The sequence below is a fragment of the Nocardia sp. NPDC005745 genome, from assembly GCF_040630775.1.
Classification (GTDB): Bacteria; Actinomycetota; Actinomycetes; order Mycobacteriales; family Mycobacteriaceae; genus Nocardia.
Genome location: NZ_JBEXYF010000030.1, coordinates 78,365 through 92,871, shown reverse-complemented (window position 1 = coordinate 92,871; position 14,507 = coordinate 78,365). Strand labels below are relative to the sequence as shown.

Genomic DNA, 14,507 nt, shown 5'->3' with positions numbered 1-14,507 from the left:
AACGATCTCGTGCGCTCGCGCGAGGTGCTGGACGAGGTGATCGAACGGGCCGGTGAACGGGCGGCGACCTAGGTGTTGACCCCGACCCGGCGCGCATGCGCTTCGACCGCTGGAACGCGAGCCGGGCCGCGAACGGCGCTCGTAAGACTCGCTTCTCCGGTGAGCGCCAGGTGGCTGGGAGGCGTGCGGGCCGGATTCACCGCACGCGGGTCGGTTTCGTCCGTGCGCGCAGGAATTGCTGGATCGCGTGGTTCACCGGCTCTGGGTGGGTCATCGTCACCGCCAGTCGGGCGTCCGCGATCTCGATGAACGTGGCGCCGGACAGTCCGTGGGCCAGTTCCTGGGCGCGTTCGCGGTCCATACCGCTGTGGGTGGGGTGGATCACCAGAGCAGGACAAGCGATTTCACGCAGGCGATCCAGCACCGAATCCCGGCTGAGCAGGCAGCCGGCCGCGACCTCGATGCCGCGACGGTCGCGCACCAGCCAGCGCTGGGTCCAGATCTGGCGGTACCACTCGTCGTCGCCGATCAGCCAGGAAGCCAGCTGGTGCACGGCCCGTTCGCGGGAGCCGTCGTCGTACCACTCTTCGAGGAATTTCTGGGTGGCGGTGGACTGCTGCGGGGTGGGGCCGTGCGCTTCGGTGCTGATCAGGATCAGCGCGGAGACGCGTTCCGGCGCGATCAAGGCGGTGCGCAGCGCGGTGAAGCCGCCCTGGGCGGTGCCGCCGATGACGGCCCGTTCGGCGCCGAGATGATCGAGGATGGTCAGCGCGTCGCGGGCCGCGGTCCAGTAGGTGAAGGGTAGGCCCTCGTCCCTGGTGCGGCCGTGGCCGCGGGCATCCCAGGAGACGATCCGGAACTCCGGTGCGAGCGCGGCCATTTGGGCGGCGAACATGGTGCGGTCCATGAAGAACTCGTGCGCCAGCAGTACCACCGGGCCGTCCCCGCCGCTGTCCTCGTAATGGATGTCGGCATCGATCGCGCGGGCGAAGGGCACGAGCAGAAGGATAACCAGCCTGCCCGCCCACGGGTGACGATTCGGGCGGTCGGCTCGCCTCCCGCGCGAGGGGCGCTGTGCCGATGATTCGCTCGTTTCGCCGCTCACTAAACTGGGTGGGTGGCACAAACCCAGAGACCGGTCCTCGTCGTCGACTTCGGAGCACAGTACGCCCAGCTGATCGCGCGGCGGGTTCGCGAGTCGAGCGTGTTCTCGGAGGTGGTTCCGCACACCGCGACGGTGGAGGAGATCGCCGACAAGCAGCCGCTCGCGGTAATCCTCTCCGGCGGCCCGGCCAGCGTGTACGCCGAGGGCGCGCCGCGGCTGGACCCCCGGTTGTTCGAGCTGGGGCTGCCGGTCTTCGGCATCTGCTACGGCTTCCAGGCGATGGCGCAGGCACTCGGTGGCACGGTCGCGCACACCGGCACTCGCGAATACGGGCGCACCGAACTCAACATCGATGGCGGTTTGCTGCACGGCGGCCTGCCCACCATTCAGCCGGTGTGGATGAGCCATGGCGACGCGGTCACCGACGCGCCGGAGGGCTTCGAGGTCACCGGCACCACCGCGGGCGCTCCGGTCGCCGCGTTCGAAGACCGCGCGCGCCGCCTGGCCGGTGTGCAGTACCACCCGGAGGTGCTGCATTCGCCGCACGGCCAGCAGGTGCTGAGCCGGTTCCTGCACGAGCTCGCGGGCATCCCCTCCACCTGGACTCCGGCGAACATCGCCGACTCGCTGGTCGCCTCGGTGCGTGAGCAGATCGGTGACCGGCACGCGATCTGCGGGTTGTCCGGCGGGGTGGACAGCGCCGTTGCCGCCGCCCTGGTGCAGCGCGCCATCGGCGACCGGCTGACCTGTGTGTTCGTCGACCACGGTCTGCTGCGGGCCGGCGAGCGCGAGCAGGTGCAGCAGGATTTCGTCGCCGCGACCGGCGCCAAGCTGGTGACCGTCGACGCGGTGGACAAATTCCTCGGCGAGTTGAAGGGCGTGACCGATCCCGAGGAGAAGCGCAAGACCATCGGCCGGGAGTTCATCCGGTCCTTCGAGGACGCGGTGGGCGAGGTGGTGCTCGAGCACGGCGAGGCCGACGGCGCGGCGCCGAAGGTCGAGTTCCTGGTGCAGGGCACGCTCTACCCGGACGTCGTGGAGTCCGGCGGCGGCACCGGCACCGCGAACATCAAGAGCCATCACAATGTCGGCGGCCTGCCCGACGACCTGGAGTTCGAACTCGTCGAACCGCTGCGGTTGCTGTTCAAGGACGAGGTGCGCGCGGTCGGCCGCGAACTCGGGCTGCCGGAGGAAATCGTTGCCCGCCAACCCTTCCCCGGGCCCGGTCTCGCCATCCGGATCGTCGGTGAGGTCACCGCGGATCGGCTGGAGACGCTGCGTCAGGCCGATGCCATCGCCCGCGAGGAATTGACCGCGGCCGGTCTGGACGGACAGATCTGGCAGTGCCCGGTCGTGCTGCTCGCGGATGTCCGCAGCGTCGGCGTCCAGGGTGACGGCCGCACCTACGGTCACCCCATCGTGCTGCGTCCGGTCTCCAGCGAGGACGCCATGACCGCCGACTGGACCCGGCTGCCCTACGAGGTGCTCGAACGCATCTCCACCCGGATCACCAACGAGGTGCCGGAGGTCAACCGCGTGGTCCTGGACGTGACCAGCAAGCCGCCGGGCACCATCGAGTGGGAGTGATCTCCCGGCGGTAGCCGCTCGCCGTCACCGAGGAGGTCAGCGGGGGCGGTGGAAGGCGCTGTGCAGAATCAGGTGCCCGAGCAGCGCACCGTTGGCGCTGCCCGGGCGGGGATCCGGCGGTGTGGTCCGCTCGGTGGGACGCGCCGGATCGGTGGGTTCGTCGGGGTTCATTCGATTCTCCTGTCGTACGACGACGAGGGGTCCGGCCCGGATGATCGCTGGGGATGAACGTGGCACGGCCCGTCCGGTTGGACGGGCCGTGCGGTCATTTGCGGGGAGAGATCACCAGCAGGATGCCGATGACGATCGCGGCGATCACGACGATCCAGCCGATCGGGATCATGCTGGCCGCGGGCCAGGACGCCGGACCGACGAAAGCCCACACGCTGATCGCGATGGACAGCAAACCCGCGATGAGCAGCGAGGCGGCGGGGCCGCGGCGGGAATCGGTCGTCTCTTCGCGCTCGGTCTCAGCCACGTTGCACCTCCACGTTTCCGGCGCGGACGTCGACGTTCAGTTCGAGCACCGGCGCGCCGGGAGTATTCGGACCGCTGATGCCGTCGGTGCAGAGGGCCTCGGCCATGGTCGCCGCACAGCGGGTGCGGACGGTCATATCCGCCGGAAGCAGGACGCGGGCTTCGCCCATCCGCACGTCGACGTCAACGGTGCGGTTCTCGGTCAGTTTCACCGACCGCAGATCCAGCGTGCCCGAGCCCATGGTCACCTGGTAGTTCGACGCCAGTTCCGCGACGGAAGCAGGCGCCCAGGTGTGGTTGCCCATCGCGGCCTGATCGAACTCGACCGGACCGACGGCGGAGGCGAGCAGCACGAATCCCGCGAGCGGCGCGGTGAGCACGAGCAACCCGTAACCGCGCCGCAGGAACGCGCCGAGCACCAGGCCCAGACCGATCACGGCCAGCGCCGCGGCGGCGATCCGGCCGGGCGTCATCCATTCCACGCCCGAGGCGGCCGCCGCACCCGCGCCCGCCGCCGCCAGGATGGCCAGGCCGAGCACCACCGGCGTCAGGCGCGAGCGCGGACGCTTCTGCGGCGGAGCGACGACGGTGCGGGCCGGGGCCGGGTCGGGGAGGTCCCAGGCGAGTGGGGCGACGCCGAGCGGGTCCCAGGACGGTGGGGTCGGGCCGCCGATGATCGCGGGGTGAGCGGCGGCGGGGCGGGGCGGGCTCGGAAGCTCGGTCTTGTCGCCGACCGAGGGCATAGGACCGACATGGCCGATGGCAGCCGGATCCGATTCGGCTCGGTCACCGACGGCCGCGTCCGATTCGGTTCGCATGCCGGTGGACGACCCCGGTCCGGCATCGGTGGCCCCTCCGGTGGGCGGCGCCGCCGGCTTGTCCAATACTCCGGTCGCGGGGTCGGCGGCTTGCTCCTCGGCGGCGGGCTTGTGCAGCGGGACCGTTGCCGCATCGCCATTCGCGGCGGACACGGGCGCCTCGGGGACATATGTCTCCGGCAGCCTGGTGTACGGCGTGTACACCGAGGTCGGCGGCACGTACAGGTCACCGACGGTCCGGGTCGCTCCCTGCGGGAAGACCGCGCCGGGGTAGCCGGTGGCGGTGATCCCGCGGTCCGGGGCGAATCCGCCGAACGCCTCGGTGGTTCCGGGTGGCGGGTTGGGTGTGCGCAGATGCAGCATCCACCAGCCGGCCAGCATCAGCGCGAGGCTGATCAGGCCGGATCCGCCGAGACCGACACCGACCGGGCCCATCGTGCTGACCGCGATGGCCAGCGCCACGATCAGCACGATGGTCTTGGTCTGCGACTGCGAGCTGTGACCCTTGCCGACCAGCGATTCGGCCGCGGACGCCGGGTCGCCCGCCGCGCTCAGCAGCAGCCAGGCCAGCAGGTAGAGCACGAGGCCCGCGCCGCCGAAGATCGTCGAGACGACGAACGCGACGCGAACCAGCACCGGATCGATCTCGTAGCGCCGCGCGAACCCCGCCGCGACGCCCGCGATAGGCCCCTGTCGCGGCAATCGGACCGGCCGGGTCTGCCATATCTGCTGGACCTGGTCGCCGAAGCTCGTTTTCGTCATGTCTCCCATGGTGGGCCGACCCGTGGAATCGGCGCATCGGGGGGAACCCTGAAAAACGGCCTGAACACTTTGGACCGATCCACTGATGTAGCAATTGTTCAGCTATGCCGAGTTTCGCTGATCCGGCCGCTTCTGCGCTGGTCGGCGCGGGTGTCGCTGCTCGAGATCAGGGTGAATCCGGATGGCTGGTAGCTGCGTTGTCGGGCAGTATCGAAGACATGTACCCGTCTGTTCCCGCGTTCGACACTCGGGGGTTCGACGCTGCGCGCGGACCGGGCCCCGCGCCCGCGCCGGTCCCCGGGCCGCCGCAGGCGCGGATGTTCCGCCGGTCGGGCGGCCGGGTCGTCGGCGGCGTTGCGGGCGGTCTGGCCGACCATCTGGGCGTCGACGTGTTCAAGGTGCGGATGGCGTTCGTGCTGCTGTGCGCGCTGGCCGGGGCGGGCATCGCCGCCTACGGGCTGCTGTGGATCTTCACACCCGGTGGGTCGGACCAGTCGAAACCTTCCGGTGCCGAGCGGCGGCAGGCGATCGGGCTGGCCATGCTCGGGCTGGGGCTCGCGGTCGCCGTGTCATGGGTGTTCAGCGGGACCGCGGCGAAGGTGATCGCGCCGATCATCGTGGTGGCGGTCGGCGCGGCGCTGGTGTGGCGGGAGTACGACGTCGACGGGCCGCGTTCGCTGCTCGGGCTGCCCGCACGGCCCTCGGTCATCACCTGGTCCCGGATCGTCGCCGGTGCGACGCTGATCGTGGCGGGTCTCGGGGTGGTGGTGCTGGCGCGGATCGATCTCAGTTCGCTCGGCTCGGCGCTGCTCGCGGTGGCGGTAACGCTGGTCGGCGCCGGACTGCTGACGGTTCCGCTGTGGCTGCGCATGATGCGCGCGCTGAACGCCGAGCGCGCCGCCCGCATCCGCAACGAGGAACGCGAGGAGATCGCCTCGCATCTGCACGATTCCGTGCTCCAGACGCTCGCGCTCATCCAGCGCCAGGCCGACGACCCGCAGGAGGTGCTGCGGCTGGCCCGCAGCCAGGAGCGGGAACTGCGGAAATGGTTGTTCGAGGATTCCGGTCCCGCGCAGTCGAGCTTGGCCGCGGCCCTGCGGACCATCGCGGGCGAGGTGGAGGACCAGCACGGCGTGAAGGTGGCGCCGGTGACCGTCGGCGATGTGTCGATGGACATCGACGGTTCCGGATCCGGTCTGCCGAAGGAACACTTCACCGCGCTGCTCGGCGCGAGCAGGGAAGCGCTGGTCAATGCCGCGAAGCACGCGGGCGTCCCGGAGATCGATCTGTTCGCCGAGGTCGAGCCGCATCAGGTGAGCGTCTTCGTGCGTGACCGCGGTTCCGGCTTCGACCTCGCGTCCGTGCCGGAGGATCGCAGGGGCCTGGCCAAATCCATTCGCGGCCGGATCGAGCGCCGCGGCGGTCAGGTGGACATCCTGTCGAGGACGGGCCGTGGCACCGAGGTACGGATCATCATGCCGCGCACCGATTCCGGCTGCCCCGCCCACGACGAAGAGCCCGCCCCCGCCGCGGGCGTCGTCCGCTAGTCGTCCGTTTCTCGCGGACCCGTAGGGTCCGCACAGCCGCCGTGGAGTGCGCGAAGAGCGCGTGGGGGATGAGTGTGGTACCGGTTGGGGGTCAAGGGTCGGTTAGGAGAAGTAGGTGGCCGTGCGGGTCTTTCTCGTCGATGATCACGCCGTTTTCCGGTCGGGTGTGCGTGCGGAGTTGAGCCGGGAGGCGGACATGGAGGTGGTCGGGGAGGCCGGCGGGGTGGCGGAGGCGGTGGCCGGGATCAACGCCGAGCGCCCGGACGTCGTCCTGCTCGACGTGCACATGCCCGACGGCGGTGGGGTGGCGGTGCTGGCCGGCATCGAGCCGGGACCGGTGTGCCTGGCGCTGAGCGTCTCCGATGCGGCGGAGGACGTGATCGCGGTGATCCGGGCGGGGGCCAGAGGGTATGTGACGAAGACGATTTCGGGATCCGAGCTGGCCGACGGGATCCGCCGGGTGGCGGGTGGCGATGCGGTCTTCAGCCCGCGCCTGGCAGGCTTCGTGCTGGACTCGTTCACCGGAAGGTCCCCGGTACCCGAACCACCCCTGGACCCCGAACTCGACTCGCTGACCCCGCGCGAATTGGAGGTGCTGCGCCTGCTCGCGCGCGGCTACACCTACCGTGAGATCGCCGAATCCCTGTTCATCTCCGTCAAAACCGTGGAGACCCACGCCTCCAACGTGCTGCGCAAGACCCAGCAGTCCAACCGCAACGCCCTGACCCGCTGGGCTCACCGCCGCCGCATCGACTGACGGCCGCCGCCTGCCGGTGCGGTGACGTCAGAGGACGGCGACGATGATCCCGATGATGATGATCAGGCCGATCAGCAGTCCCACGGCGATGGCCAGAGGGGCATTGTTCGGCTGGGGATTCCTGGCGCGCTGCGGGGGAGTGGCCGCGGTCGCGCCCGCGTGGTTGCGGTGCGGGCGGGGCAGCGGGGTGGAGTGCGGGCTGCGGATCCCGGACGCCGAATTGCGCGCGGCCCAGGAGGGGATGGTTCCGTCCTCGGTGCGGACGGGCGCGCCGAGAATGTGCGGGCCGGTGCCGGGACCGAAAGCGGCGGTGAGGATCTCGTCCCGCGCCTCGGCCATGGTCGGGCGGCGCTGCGGCGCGGGCTCCATCATGTGCAGCAGGGCCTGGGTGAGCACACCGCTGCGGGTCGGCGGGATGATCTGCGCCATGGCGGCGCGGTGCACGATGACGTCGCTGTCCTCGTCGAAGCCGAACGGTGGCTGCCCTTCGATCGCGGTGTAGAGCGTGGCGCCCAGGGAGAACACATCGCTGGCCTTGGTCGGCTCGGCTCCGCGCGCCACCTCGGGGGGCAGATAGGAGGGGGTGCCGGTGATCACGCCGTCCGGTTCGTCGGACAGATCGCCCGCACCACGGGAGATACCGAAGTCGCTGAGTTTCGCCATACCCACGCCGGGGCCGCGGTCGGCGACGAGGATATTGCCCGGCTTGATATCCCGGTGCACGATGCCGACCGCGTGCGCGGCGGCGAGCGCGTCGGCGACCTGAGCGCCGATCTGCGCGACCTCGATCGGCGGCAGCGTGTCGACCAGCGCGAGCGCCTTCGCGACGCTGCGGGAGGGTAGGTGCTCCATCACCAACCAGGGCTCACCGGCCTCGAGCACCACGTCGTACACGGCGATCGCGTGGTCGTGCGAGAGTTTCGCGGCGACCCGGCCCTCGTGCAGGATCTGGTTGCGGACCGCCTCCGCTTCTGCCTCGCCGAGCCCGGCCGTGGTGAGCACCTGCTTGATCGCGACGTCCCGGTCGAGCAAGCGGTCGTGCGCCAGCCAGACCGCGCCCATGCCGCCGCCGCCCAGCTTCGACTGGAGGCGATAGCGGCCTGCGACGAGATATTGGGGGCCGACAGTGGGACGAGCGCGTTCGGTCACGGGTGCAGGGTAGCGGAAAATGAGGCTAGCTGGCCTGATTCGTGTTCGCGCATAGGGCGAGACACGGGGCACGGCCATGTGCCGCGCCCGCTCGCTGACGCTCGGTCGGGATGCGTGCCACACACCATACCGATGAATGGGTGCCGTTGCGTCGTAGCCGGGTGCGCGCCGGGTTCGCTCCTCGCATCGAGAATCACGTCACTCGGAAGGGATCCGCGGCAGTGGTTGCGTGGCCGGTTTGCCGAGCCGGGCACTTCACCTCGGCGGGGACGGCGCGACACGAAGCCCTCCGCTCTTGACGAAACCCAGGGGTCGGTTTCTACTGGGTCGGTATCGAACGTATATTCGATATCAATCGATAGCTGAATCGGTGCTGCGGTCGAGAACGAGGGCAGCTCCGCCATGCTTCGCCTCGGGTCCATCGTGGGAAGTGGGTGGTTGAGATGGGTTCGGATGCGATATCGCAGGGAGGGGTGAATCGGGGAGCGCTGCGGCGCGATGGTGGGCGGGAGGATGCTCCCTCCCTGGCTGAACTGCGCAGACGCATGGCTGCGGTGCCGGGGCGTGGTGAATCGGCGGCGCAGCGGGTCCCGCTCGGCGCCGAATCGCGCCGCGCGGCATTGCCGGTGCCTGCGGCGCTCGCGCCCCTGTTGCCCGATGGTGGCCTGCCCAAGGGTTCCGTGGTGGCGTACACGGGGGCGAGTTCGCTGCTGGCCGGTCTGCTCGCCGCGGTGACCGAGGGCGGTGGGCATGCCGCGGTGGTCGGCATGCCCCGGCTCGGTCTGCTCGCCGCGGTGGAGATGGGGGCGCAGCTGCGGCGGCTGGCCGTGATCGCCGACCCGGGCCCCGATCCGGTGGAGGTGGCCGCGGTGCTGCTCGACGGGCTCGATCTGGTCGTGCTCGGACTCGGCGGCGGCGCCGTCGCGCCCGCTCGCAGCCGTGTGATCGCGGCCCGCGCCCGCAACAAGGGCGCCACCCTCGTGGTCGCCGACGGTCGCTGGCCCGGCGCGTCCCTCCAACTCGACGCCCGCATCGCGGGTTATGCCGGTCTCGGCCGCGGGCGCGGACGCTTGCGTTCGCTCGGCTTGACGGTCGAGGTGCGTGGCAAGGCGGGACCGCCACGGCGCGGACGGCTGGATCTGTGCCCGAATGCGGGGCGCGTGGAATGGGTGCTGCGCGAGAAGTCCGCCCGGACAGCCGAAGTCGCCGACACGCAGGAGGCGGTCTCGTGAGTGCGCCCGTGGGGGACGAAGGTCGTTCGTCGCCGTGATCCGGCCGGGGTCGAAGCGGGTGCTCGCCCTGTGGTGCCCGGACTGGCCCGCGGTCGCCGCGGCGGCGTCGGCGGGACTGCCCGCGACGCGGCCGGTGGCGGTGCTGTTCGCCAACCGGGTGGTGGCCTGTTCGGCGATCGCCCGCGCCGAAGGGGTGCGCCGCGGCCTGAAGCGCCGAGAGGCACAGGCGCGGTGCCCCGAACTGTTCCTCGCGCAGCAGGATCAGGACCGGGACGCGCGGCTGTTCGAACCGCTGGTCGCGGCGGTGGCCGCGACGGTGCCCGGTGTGGAGGTACTGCGCCCCGGGCTGCTCGTGCTCGCCGCGCGCGGTGCGGCGCGGTTCTTCGGGTCCGAGGAGGCGGCGGCCGAGCGCCTGGTCGACGCGGTGGCCGCGGCCGGGGCGGAAGCGCAGATCGGGATCGCCGACGAGTTGTCCACGGCGGTGATCGCCGCCCGGCGGGCCGCGATCGTGCCGGTGGGGGCGGGTGCGCGGTTTCTCGCGCCACTGCCGATCGGTGAACTCGCGGTGGAGCCCAGCCTGGCCGCCCCGGAACGCGCCGATCTGGTCGATCTGCTGCACCGGTTGGGTCTGCGCCGGATCGGTGATTTCGCTGCGCTCTCCGCGGCGGAGGTCGCCTCCCGGTTCGGGACCGACGCCGTGCTCGCGCACCGCTGCGCCAGGGCTCAGCCGGAGCGCCCGCCGTCCGCCCGGCAGCCGCCGCCGGATCTGGTGGTGGAGTATCGCTGTGATCCGCCGATCGAGCGGGTCGACGCGGCCGCCTTCGCCGGTCGCCTGCTCGCCACCCGGCTGCACAGCGCGCTCGCGGATGCCGGACTGGCCTGCACCAGGCTCTCGGTGCACGCGGAAACCGCGGCGGGGGAGGATCTCGCGCGGATCTGGCGCTGCGCCGAGCCACTCGCCCCGGAGGACACGGCGGATCGGGTGCGCTGGCAGCTGGACGGCTGGCTCACCCGGCGCGACGGCGCGCGGCCCACCGCGCCGATCACGGTGCTGCGGCTGGAACCTGTCGAGGTGGTCACGGCGGGCGCGCTGCAACTCGGGCTATGGGGTGGGGCCGGGGAAGAGGACGAGCGAGCCCGGCGCGCGCTCATCCGGGTGCAAGGGTTGCTGGGCGGGGAAGCGGTGCGGGTCGGCGTGCTGAGCGGCGGACGCGGGCCCGCCGAACGAATCACCATGGTCACGCTGGGTGACGAACTCGTCCCCGCGGCCGACCCCGCGCAACCCTGGCCGGGCCGGCTGCCCGAGCCCGCCCCCGCCGTACTTCTGCTGAACCGTCCGCTGGTGCGGCTCGAAACCGCCGACGGTGCGCCCGTCAAGGTCACCGACCGCGCCATGTTCGACGCCGAGCCGGCACTGCTGCGCTGGGGGAGCAAACAGTGGCGGTTGACCGGCTGGGCGGGCCCGTGGCCGGTGGACGAACGCTGGTGGGCGCCCGATGCGGACGACGCGGAACTCACCGCTCGCGCCCAGGTCCAACTCGACGACGCGCCCGCCCCCAGTCGAGTGCTGCTGCTGGTCTACCGCGCCGAAACCTGGCGCGCCGAGGGACTTTACGACTGAAACCACAACAGTTACACCCCAGCCCACCTCGGGCTGCTCTCGGCCGGTACAGGCTTGGCTCTGAACGGAATCGGCGTCGGAGACCAGGTGCTGCCGCCGTCACCGCACCCGGGTCCGGCGGCTGGTTCACTCCGGCCGCGACCACACCGTCGCCAACGTGAACGGATGTCCGCGCAGGGCAGCCCATTTCGGCTTGCGGGCCAGAAACGCGTCGTCCACCAGTGCCTCGGCGACCTCGGTGAGGACCCATCCGGCGGCCAGACCGGCCGACAGATGCTCGCTGATCAAGTGCAGATGGGTGCTGATCGCCACCGGTTCGCCGGAAGGGTCGGTGTAGTGCGTCGGCATTCCCGACACCATGATGAACTGCGGGTGGTAGCTGACCAATACGCACCGGGCGCCCGGTGCGGCCAGGCGCCACGCCTCCGCGTAGAACGGCGCGAGTTCCGGTAGGTGCTCGTCGATCAGCGACGCGATCACCAGGTCGTAGGCGCCGCCCGGCAGACCCGTGTCCCGCACATCCGCTCGGGTCAGCGTGGTGTGGGCGCCGCGTTCGGCGGCCAGCGCCAGCATTCCCTCGCTCACGTCGACCCCGTCGATGTGCGTCAACCCGTTGTCCCGCAGCCACGTTCCGGTGCGCCCGGTGCCGCAGCCCAGATCCGCCGCGCGCCGCACCCGGCCGAGGTCCAACCGCAATCGCCCGAGCAGAGCGAGATCCATCTCGTCCAGGACCGTCTGCTCGTAGGTGGGCGCCCACCCGTCGTATCCCGTGGCGACATCGACGGTGCGGTAGTCGCGGCGGTCGAAGTCGGCGAAGGAGGGCATGCGGTGAGTATCGTTGCGGGCTCGCTCTCGCACCAGGCATTTATCGGGCGAGTCGAAACACCGTGGTTCGCATAAGACTTCGCTGACCTCCGGAAGCCCCGAGCACCTCTTTCGGGAGTGATCCGCGCTACATGACGCAGGGGAGTGCATGACTGGCGGTATCCTCGTTGGTCGTGGATCTGACGCTGGACCAGGTGACATTCGGAAACGTGCGGATCGCCTATCGAGATTCGGGAGTGGGGGCGGTCAGCGACATCCCCGTGCTGCTGGTGCACGGCATGGGCGGCGACGGGCACACGTGGGACCGGTTCGCGCGTGTGCTGGTGCAATCCGGGCGCCGAGTGATCATCCCCGATCTGCGCGGACACGGTCGTAGCTCACATACCGATTCCTACCTCTTCGACGAGTTCGGCGACGATCTGCTGCGCCTCTGCGAACATCTGGAGCTGCCCGCGGTGGATCTGGTCGGGCATTCGCTCGGCGGTTACGCGGTGTCGCGCGTTGCGCAAGAGCGACCGGAGCTGGCGCGCAGGCTGGTCATGGAGGAATGCCCGCTTCCGCTGCGATCCGGCGTCGAGGAAATGCGCCTGACCCGCCGGTTTCCCACCGTGCCCGAGTTGTGGCACGCCACATCCAGCCTGGTGCGCCACCCGCGCGCGGTGGTCGCGTTCGACCGTGCCATGACGAAGACGGCGCTGGAGCAGTTCCGCAAGCCGAACCCGGAATGGTGGGACCGGCTCTCCGACATCACCGCACCCACCCTGGTGTTGTGCGGCGGACCGGGCGGCATGGTGGATCCGGACAAACTCGCCGACCTGCGAGCCGGCCTCGCCGACTGCACCGTGACCACCTTCACCTGCGGCCACAGCATCCACCGCGACCGCTACCAGGAGTTCGCCGCGACCGTCCGGCCGTTCCTGGCCGGCTGAGGTTCACCAATGCGTACCGGGCACCCATCGGGCGGCCCGGCGCAAGGCCGTGCCCGTGACGCGCCGCGCGGCCGACCTGGGCCGTCGCACGGGAAGCGAGTCGACGGGTTCGACCTGTTCGTCGTCGGGTTCGGTCGGCTCGCCCTTGGCCGCGGGGGAGTCGGGCAGAGCGCGGTAGTAGCGGTGCAGGACGCGGTCGCGGATCTTCGGGGTGAGCAGCGCGCCGTATTCGGCGATGGTGCCCAGCGGCACGTCGATGCGCTTGGGGCGTTCGGTCAGCGCCCGCACGATGGTCGCGGCCGCCCACTCGGGCGACTCGGCGGGGCCCTGGTCGCCGCTCGGGGTGATCATCGGCGTGCGCACCAGCGGCATGTGGATGGTGGTGAACGTGACGCCGTCGGCCATGGTCTCGACGGCCGCCACCTCGGCGAACTTGTCCAACGCCGCCTTGCTGGCCAGATATGCGGAGAACCGCGGCGTGGCCACCTGCACGCCCGCGCTGCTGATATTGACGATGTGCCCGAACTTGCGTTCCCGCATCTGCGGCAGCAGGGCCAGCGTCAGCCGCAGCGCGCCGAAGTAGTTGACGGCCATGGTGCGTTCGAAGTCGTGCATCCGGTCGGTGGAGCGGTGGATGGCACGGCGGATCGAACGGCCCGCGTTGTTGACCAGCATGTCCACGTGGCCGTGCTCGGCCAGGACGGTCTCGATCACCTGGTCCACGGAGTCGGAATCGGTGACGTCGCAGGAGTATCCGTAGGCCGAGCCGCCCGCCGCCCTGATCTCGTCGACGACGGCGGTGAGTTCCTCGCCCCGGCGCGCGAGCAGGAACACCGTGGCGCCCTTGCCCGCGACCGCCAGCGCGGCCGCCCGGCCGATTCCCGAGGACGCCCCCGTGATGAGAACGTGCCGTCCGGTGAGGTCGCGGTTGCGGCGCCCGCGCCGGGCGGTTTCGGCGGATGCGTCGGTCATCGCTGCTCCTTTGCAGGTGTGGTCGAAATGAAACTTACTCTGAAGTAAGTTCGCTGCCAAGTGGCCCTGGTCACAGTCGTGAGCGCCGGTCCCGGTGGCGGCGGCGTGTCGCCCGGCACGGCCCGGCGTCTTCGAGAACCGCACGGGTGTGGGGTTTTTCCGCGTGCGCGAAACGTTCGAACAACTGTCGAAACGTTCGAACATATGTGCGATACTCTGCGCATGTCGGACGATCGGATGGCGGAGGTGTTTGCCGCGGTGCGGCTCGGTGGCGTCGACCCTGCGGCGGGGCGGCGGGCGTTGGAAAAGCTCTGGGGTGAACTCGGCGAATACGGTGGAGCGCTGCAACGCTGCGTGGTCGCCCACCATCTCGCCGACCTCCAGGAGGAGGCCGCCGAGGCGCTGCGCTGGGATCAGCGGGCGCTTGCCGCGGTGTTCGCTCCCGGCGTGCCGCTGGATGAAGGTCTGCGCGGTTTCTTGCCGTCGCTCTATCTGAACCTGGCCGACAGCCACCGCCGGGTCGGCGAGTTCGAAGTGGCCAGGATGCAATTGGCCATCGCGCGCGGGCATCTCGACGTCCTGGCCTCCGATGCCTACGGCGCGCTCATCCGGACTCGCCTGAGCGGGGTCGAAGCCGCCATCGCCGCCGGTTCCGTCGAACGCCTTTCGGTGGCCTGACCAGCCTGTACATCGATCTTGCTCGAATGTATGTTCGAGACGAGGAGG

General features: G+C 70.5%; 14 protein-coding genes. 7 read left to right on the top strand and 7 right to left on the bottom strand.

The genetic code is table 11. The annotated features are described in order from the left end of the window. Positions 1-196 precede the first annotated feature (196 nt). A complete protein-coding gene (locus ABZ420_RS26990) occupies positions 197-997 on the bottom strand; it encodes an alpha/beta fold hydrolase (RefSeq protein ID WP_357128178.1) in 801 nt (266 codons plus the stop codon). Between the two features lie 120 nt (positions 998-1,117). Here ABZ420_RS26990 and guaA point away from each other — a divergent pair, with 120 nt between their 5' ends. Further along, entirely contained in the window at positions 1,118-2,692 is a 1,575-nt protein-coding gene (gene guaA / locus ABZ420_RS26985) for a glutamine-hydrolyzing GMP synthase (protein WP_357128175.1), read from the top strand. Between the two features lie 36 nt (positions 2,693-2,728). On the opposite strand, the gene ABZ420_RS26980 is transcribed toward guaA, so the two are convergent. From ABZ420_RS26980 to ABZ420_RS26970, 3 genes are all read right to left on the bottom strand, one after another. Beyond that, positions 2,729-2,863, bottom strand: coding sequence for a hypothetical protein (locus tag ABZ420_RS26980; protein WP_357128172.1), 135 nt, complete (start codon positions 2,861-2,863; stop codon positions 2,729-2,731). Between the two features lie 94 nt (positions 2,864-2,957). Further along, positions 2,958-3,170, bottom strand: coding sequence for a hypothetical protein (locus tag ABZ420_RS26975; protein ID WP_063051517.1), 213 nt, complete (start codon positions 3,168-3,170; stop codon positions 2,958-2,960). Next, positions 3,163-4,758, bottom strand: a complete 1,596-nt coding sequence (locus tag ABZ420_RS26970; protein WP_357128169.1) for a PspC domain-containing protein — start codon at positions 4,756-4,758, stop codon at positions 3,163-3,165. Before ABZ420_RS26970 ends, ABZ420_RS26975 begins: the two co-directional genes overlap by 8 nt. 308 nt (positions 4,759-5,066) lie before the next feature. Here ABZ420_RS26970 and ABZ420_RS26965 point away from each other — a divergent pair, with 308 nt between their 5' ends. After that, positions 5,067-6,296, top strand: a complete 1,230-nt coding sequence (locus ABZ420_RS26965) for a PspC domain-containing protein (RefSeq protein WP_357128185.1) — start codon at positions 5,067-5,069, stop codon at positions 6,294-6,296. 121 nt (positions 6,297-6,417) lie between these two features. After that, complete coding sequence (locus ABZ420_RS26960; protein ID WP_040865043.1) at positions 6,418-7,053, top strand: response regulator transcription factor; 636 nt, start codon at positions 6,418-6,420, stop codon at positions 7,051-7,053. Positions 7,054-7,080: 27 nt separating this feature from the next. Here ABZ420_RS26960 and ABZ420_RS26955 read toward each other — a convergent pair whose 3' ends face one another. Further along, the gene (locus ABZ420_RS26955; protein WP_357128166.1) at positions 7,081-8,202 is read right to left on the bottom strand and encodes a protein kinase; all 1,122 of its coding nucleotides are present in this window, start codon (positions 8,200-8,202) and stop codon (positions 7,081-7,083) included. A gap of 545 nt (positions 8,203-8,747) precedes the next feature. Here ABZ420_RS26955 and ABZ420_RS26950 point away from each other — a divergent pair. Further along, a complete protein-coding gene (locus tag ABZ420_RS26950) occupies positions 8,748-9,434 on the top strand; it encodes a hypothetical protein (protein ID WP_357128163.1) in 687 nt (228 codons plus the stop codon). A gap of 34 nt (positions 9,435-9,468) precedes the next feature. Then, complete coding sequence (locus ABZ420_RS26945; RefSeq protein ID WP_357128160.1) at positions 9,469-11,055, top strand: DNA polymerase Y family protein; 1,587 nt, start codon at positions 9,469-9,471, stop codon at positions 11,053-11,055. Positions 11,056-11,181: 126 nt separating this feature from the next. On the opposite strand, the gene ABZ420_RS26940 is transcribed toward ABZ420_RS26945, so the two are convergent. Continuing rightward, positions 11,182-11,880, bottom strand: coding sequence for a class I SAM-dependent methyltransferase (locus ABZ420_RS26940; RefSeq protein WP_357128157.1), 699 nt, complete (start codon positions 11,878-11,880; stop codon positions 11,182-11,184). Positions 11,881-12,053: 173 nt separating this feature from the next. Here ABZ420_RS26940 and ABZ420_RS26935 point away from each other — a divergent pair, with 173 nt between their 5' ends. Then, positions 12,054-12,809, top strand: a complete 756-nt coding sequence (locus ABZ420_RS26935) for an alpha/beta hydrolase (RefSeq protein ID WP_357128154.1) — start codon at positions 12,054-12,056, stop codon at positions 12,807-12,809. 3 nt (positions 12,810-12,812) lie between these two features. Here the strand turns inward: ABZ420_RS26935 and ABZ420_RS26930 are convergent, their stop codons facing one another. Then, entirely contained in the window at positions 12,813-13,781 is a 969-nt protein-coding gene (locus ABZ420_RS26930; protein WP_357128151.1) for an SDR family NAD(P)-dependent oxidoreductase, read from the bottom strand. A gap of 222 nt (positions 13,782-14,003) precedes the next feature. On the opposite strand from ABZ420_RS26930, the gene ABZ420_RS26925 reads away from it, so the two are divergent. Beyond that, positions 14,004-14,459, top strand: coding sequence for a hypothetical protein (locus tag ABZ420_RS26925; protein WP_357128148.1), 456 nt, complete (start codon positions 14,004-14,006; stop codon positions 14,457-14,459). The last annotated feature ends 48 nt before the right edge of the window (positions 14,460-14,507 follow it).

Coding starts and splice junctions, on each gene's coding strand:
- ABZ420_RS26980 (WP_357128172.1), bottom strand. CDS start 2,863: ATGAACCCCGACGAACCCACCGATCCGGCGCGTCCCACCGAGCGGACC.
- ABZ420_RS26970 (WP_357128169.1), bottom strand. CDS start 4,758: ATGGGAGACATGACGAAAACGAGCTTCGGCGACCAGGTCCAGCAGATA.
- ABZ420_RS26965 (WP_357128185.1), top strand. CDS start 5,067: ATGTTCCGCCGGTCGGGCGGCCGGGTCGTCGGCGGCGTTGCGGGCGGT.
- ABZ420_RS26950 (WP_357128163.1), top strand. CDS start 8,748: ATGGCTGCGGTGCCGGGGCGTGGTGAATCGGCGGCGCAGCGGGTCCCG.
- ABZ420_RS26940 (WP_357128157.1), bottom strand. CDS start 11,880: ATGCCCTCCTTCGCCGACTTCGACCGCCGCGACTACCGCACCGTCGAT.
- ABZ420_RS26930 (WP_357128151.1), bottom strand. CDS start 13,781: ATGACCGACGCATCCGCCGAAACCGCCCGGCGCGGGCGCCGCAACCGC.
- ABZ420_RS26925 (WP_357128148.1), top strand. CDS start 14,004: ATGTCGGACGATCGGATGGCGGAGGTGTTTGCCGCGGTGCGGCTCGGT.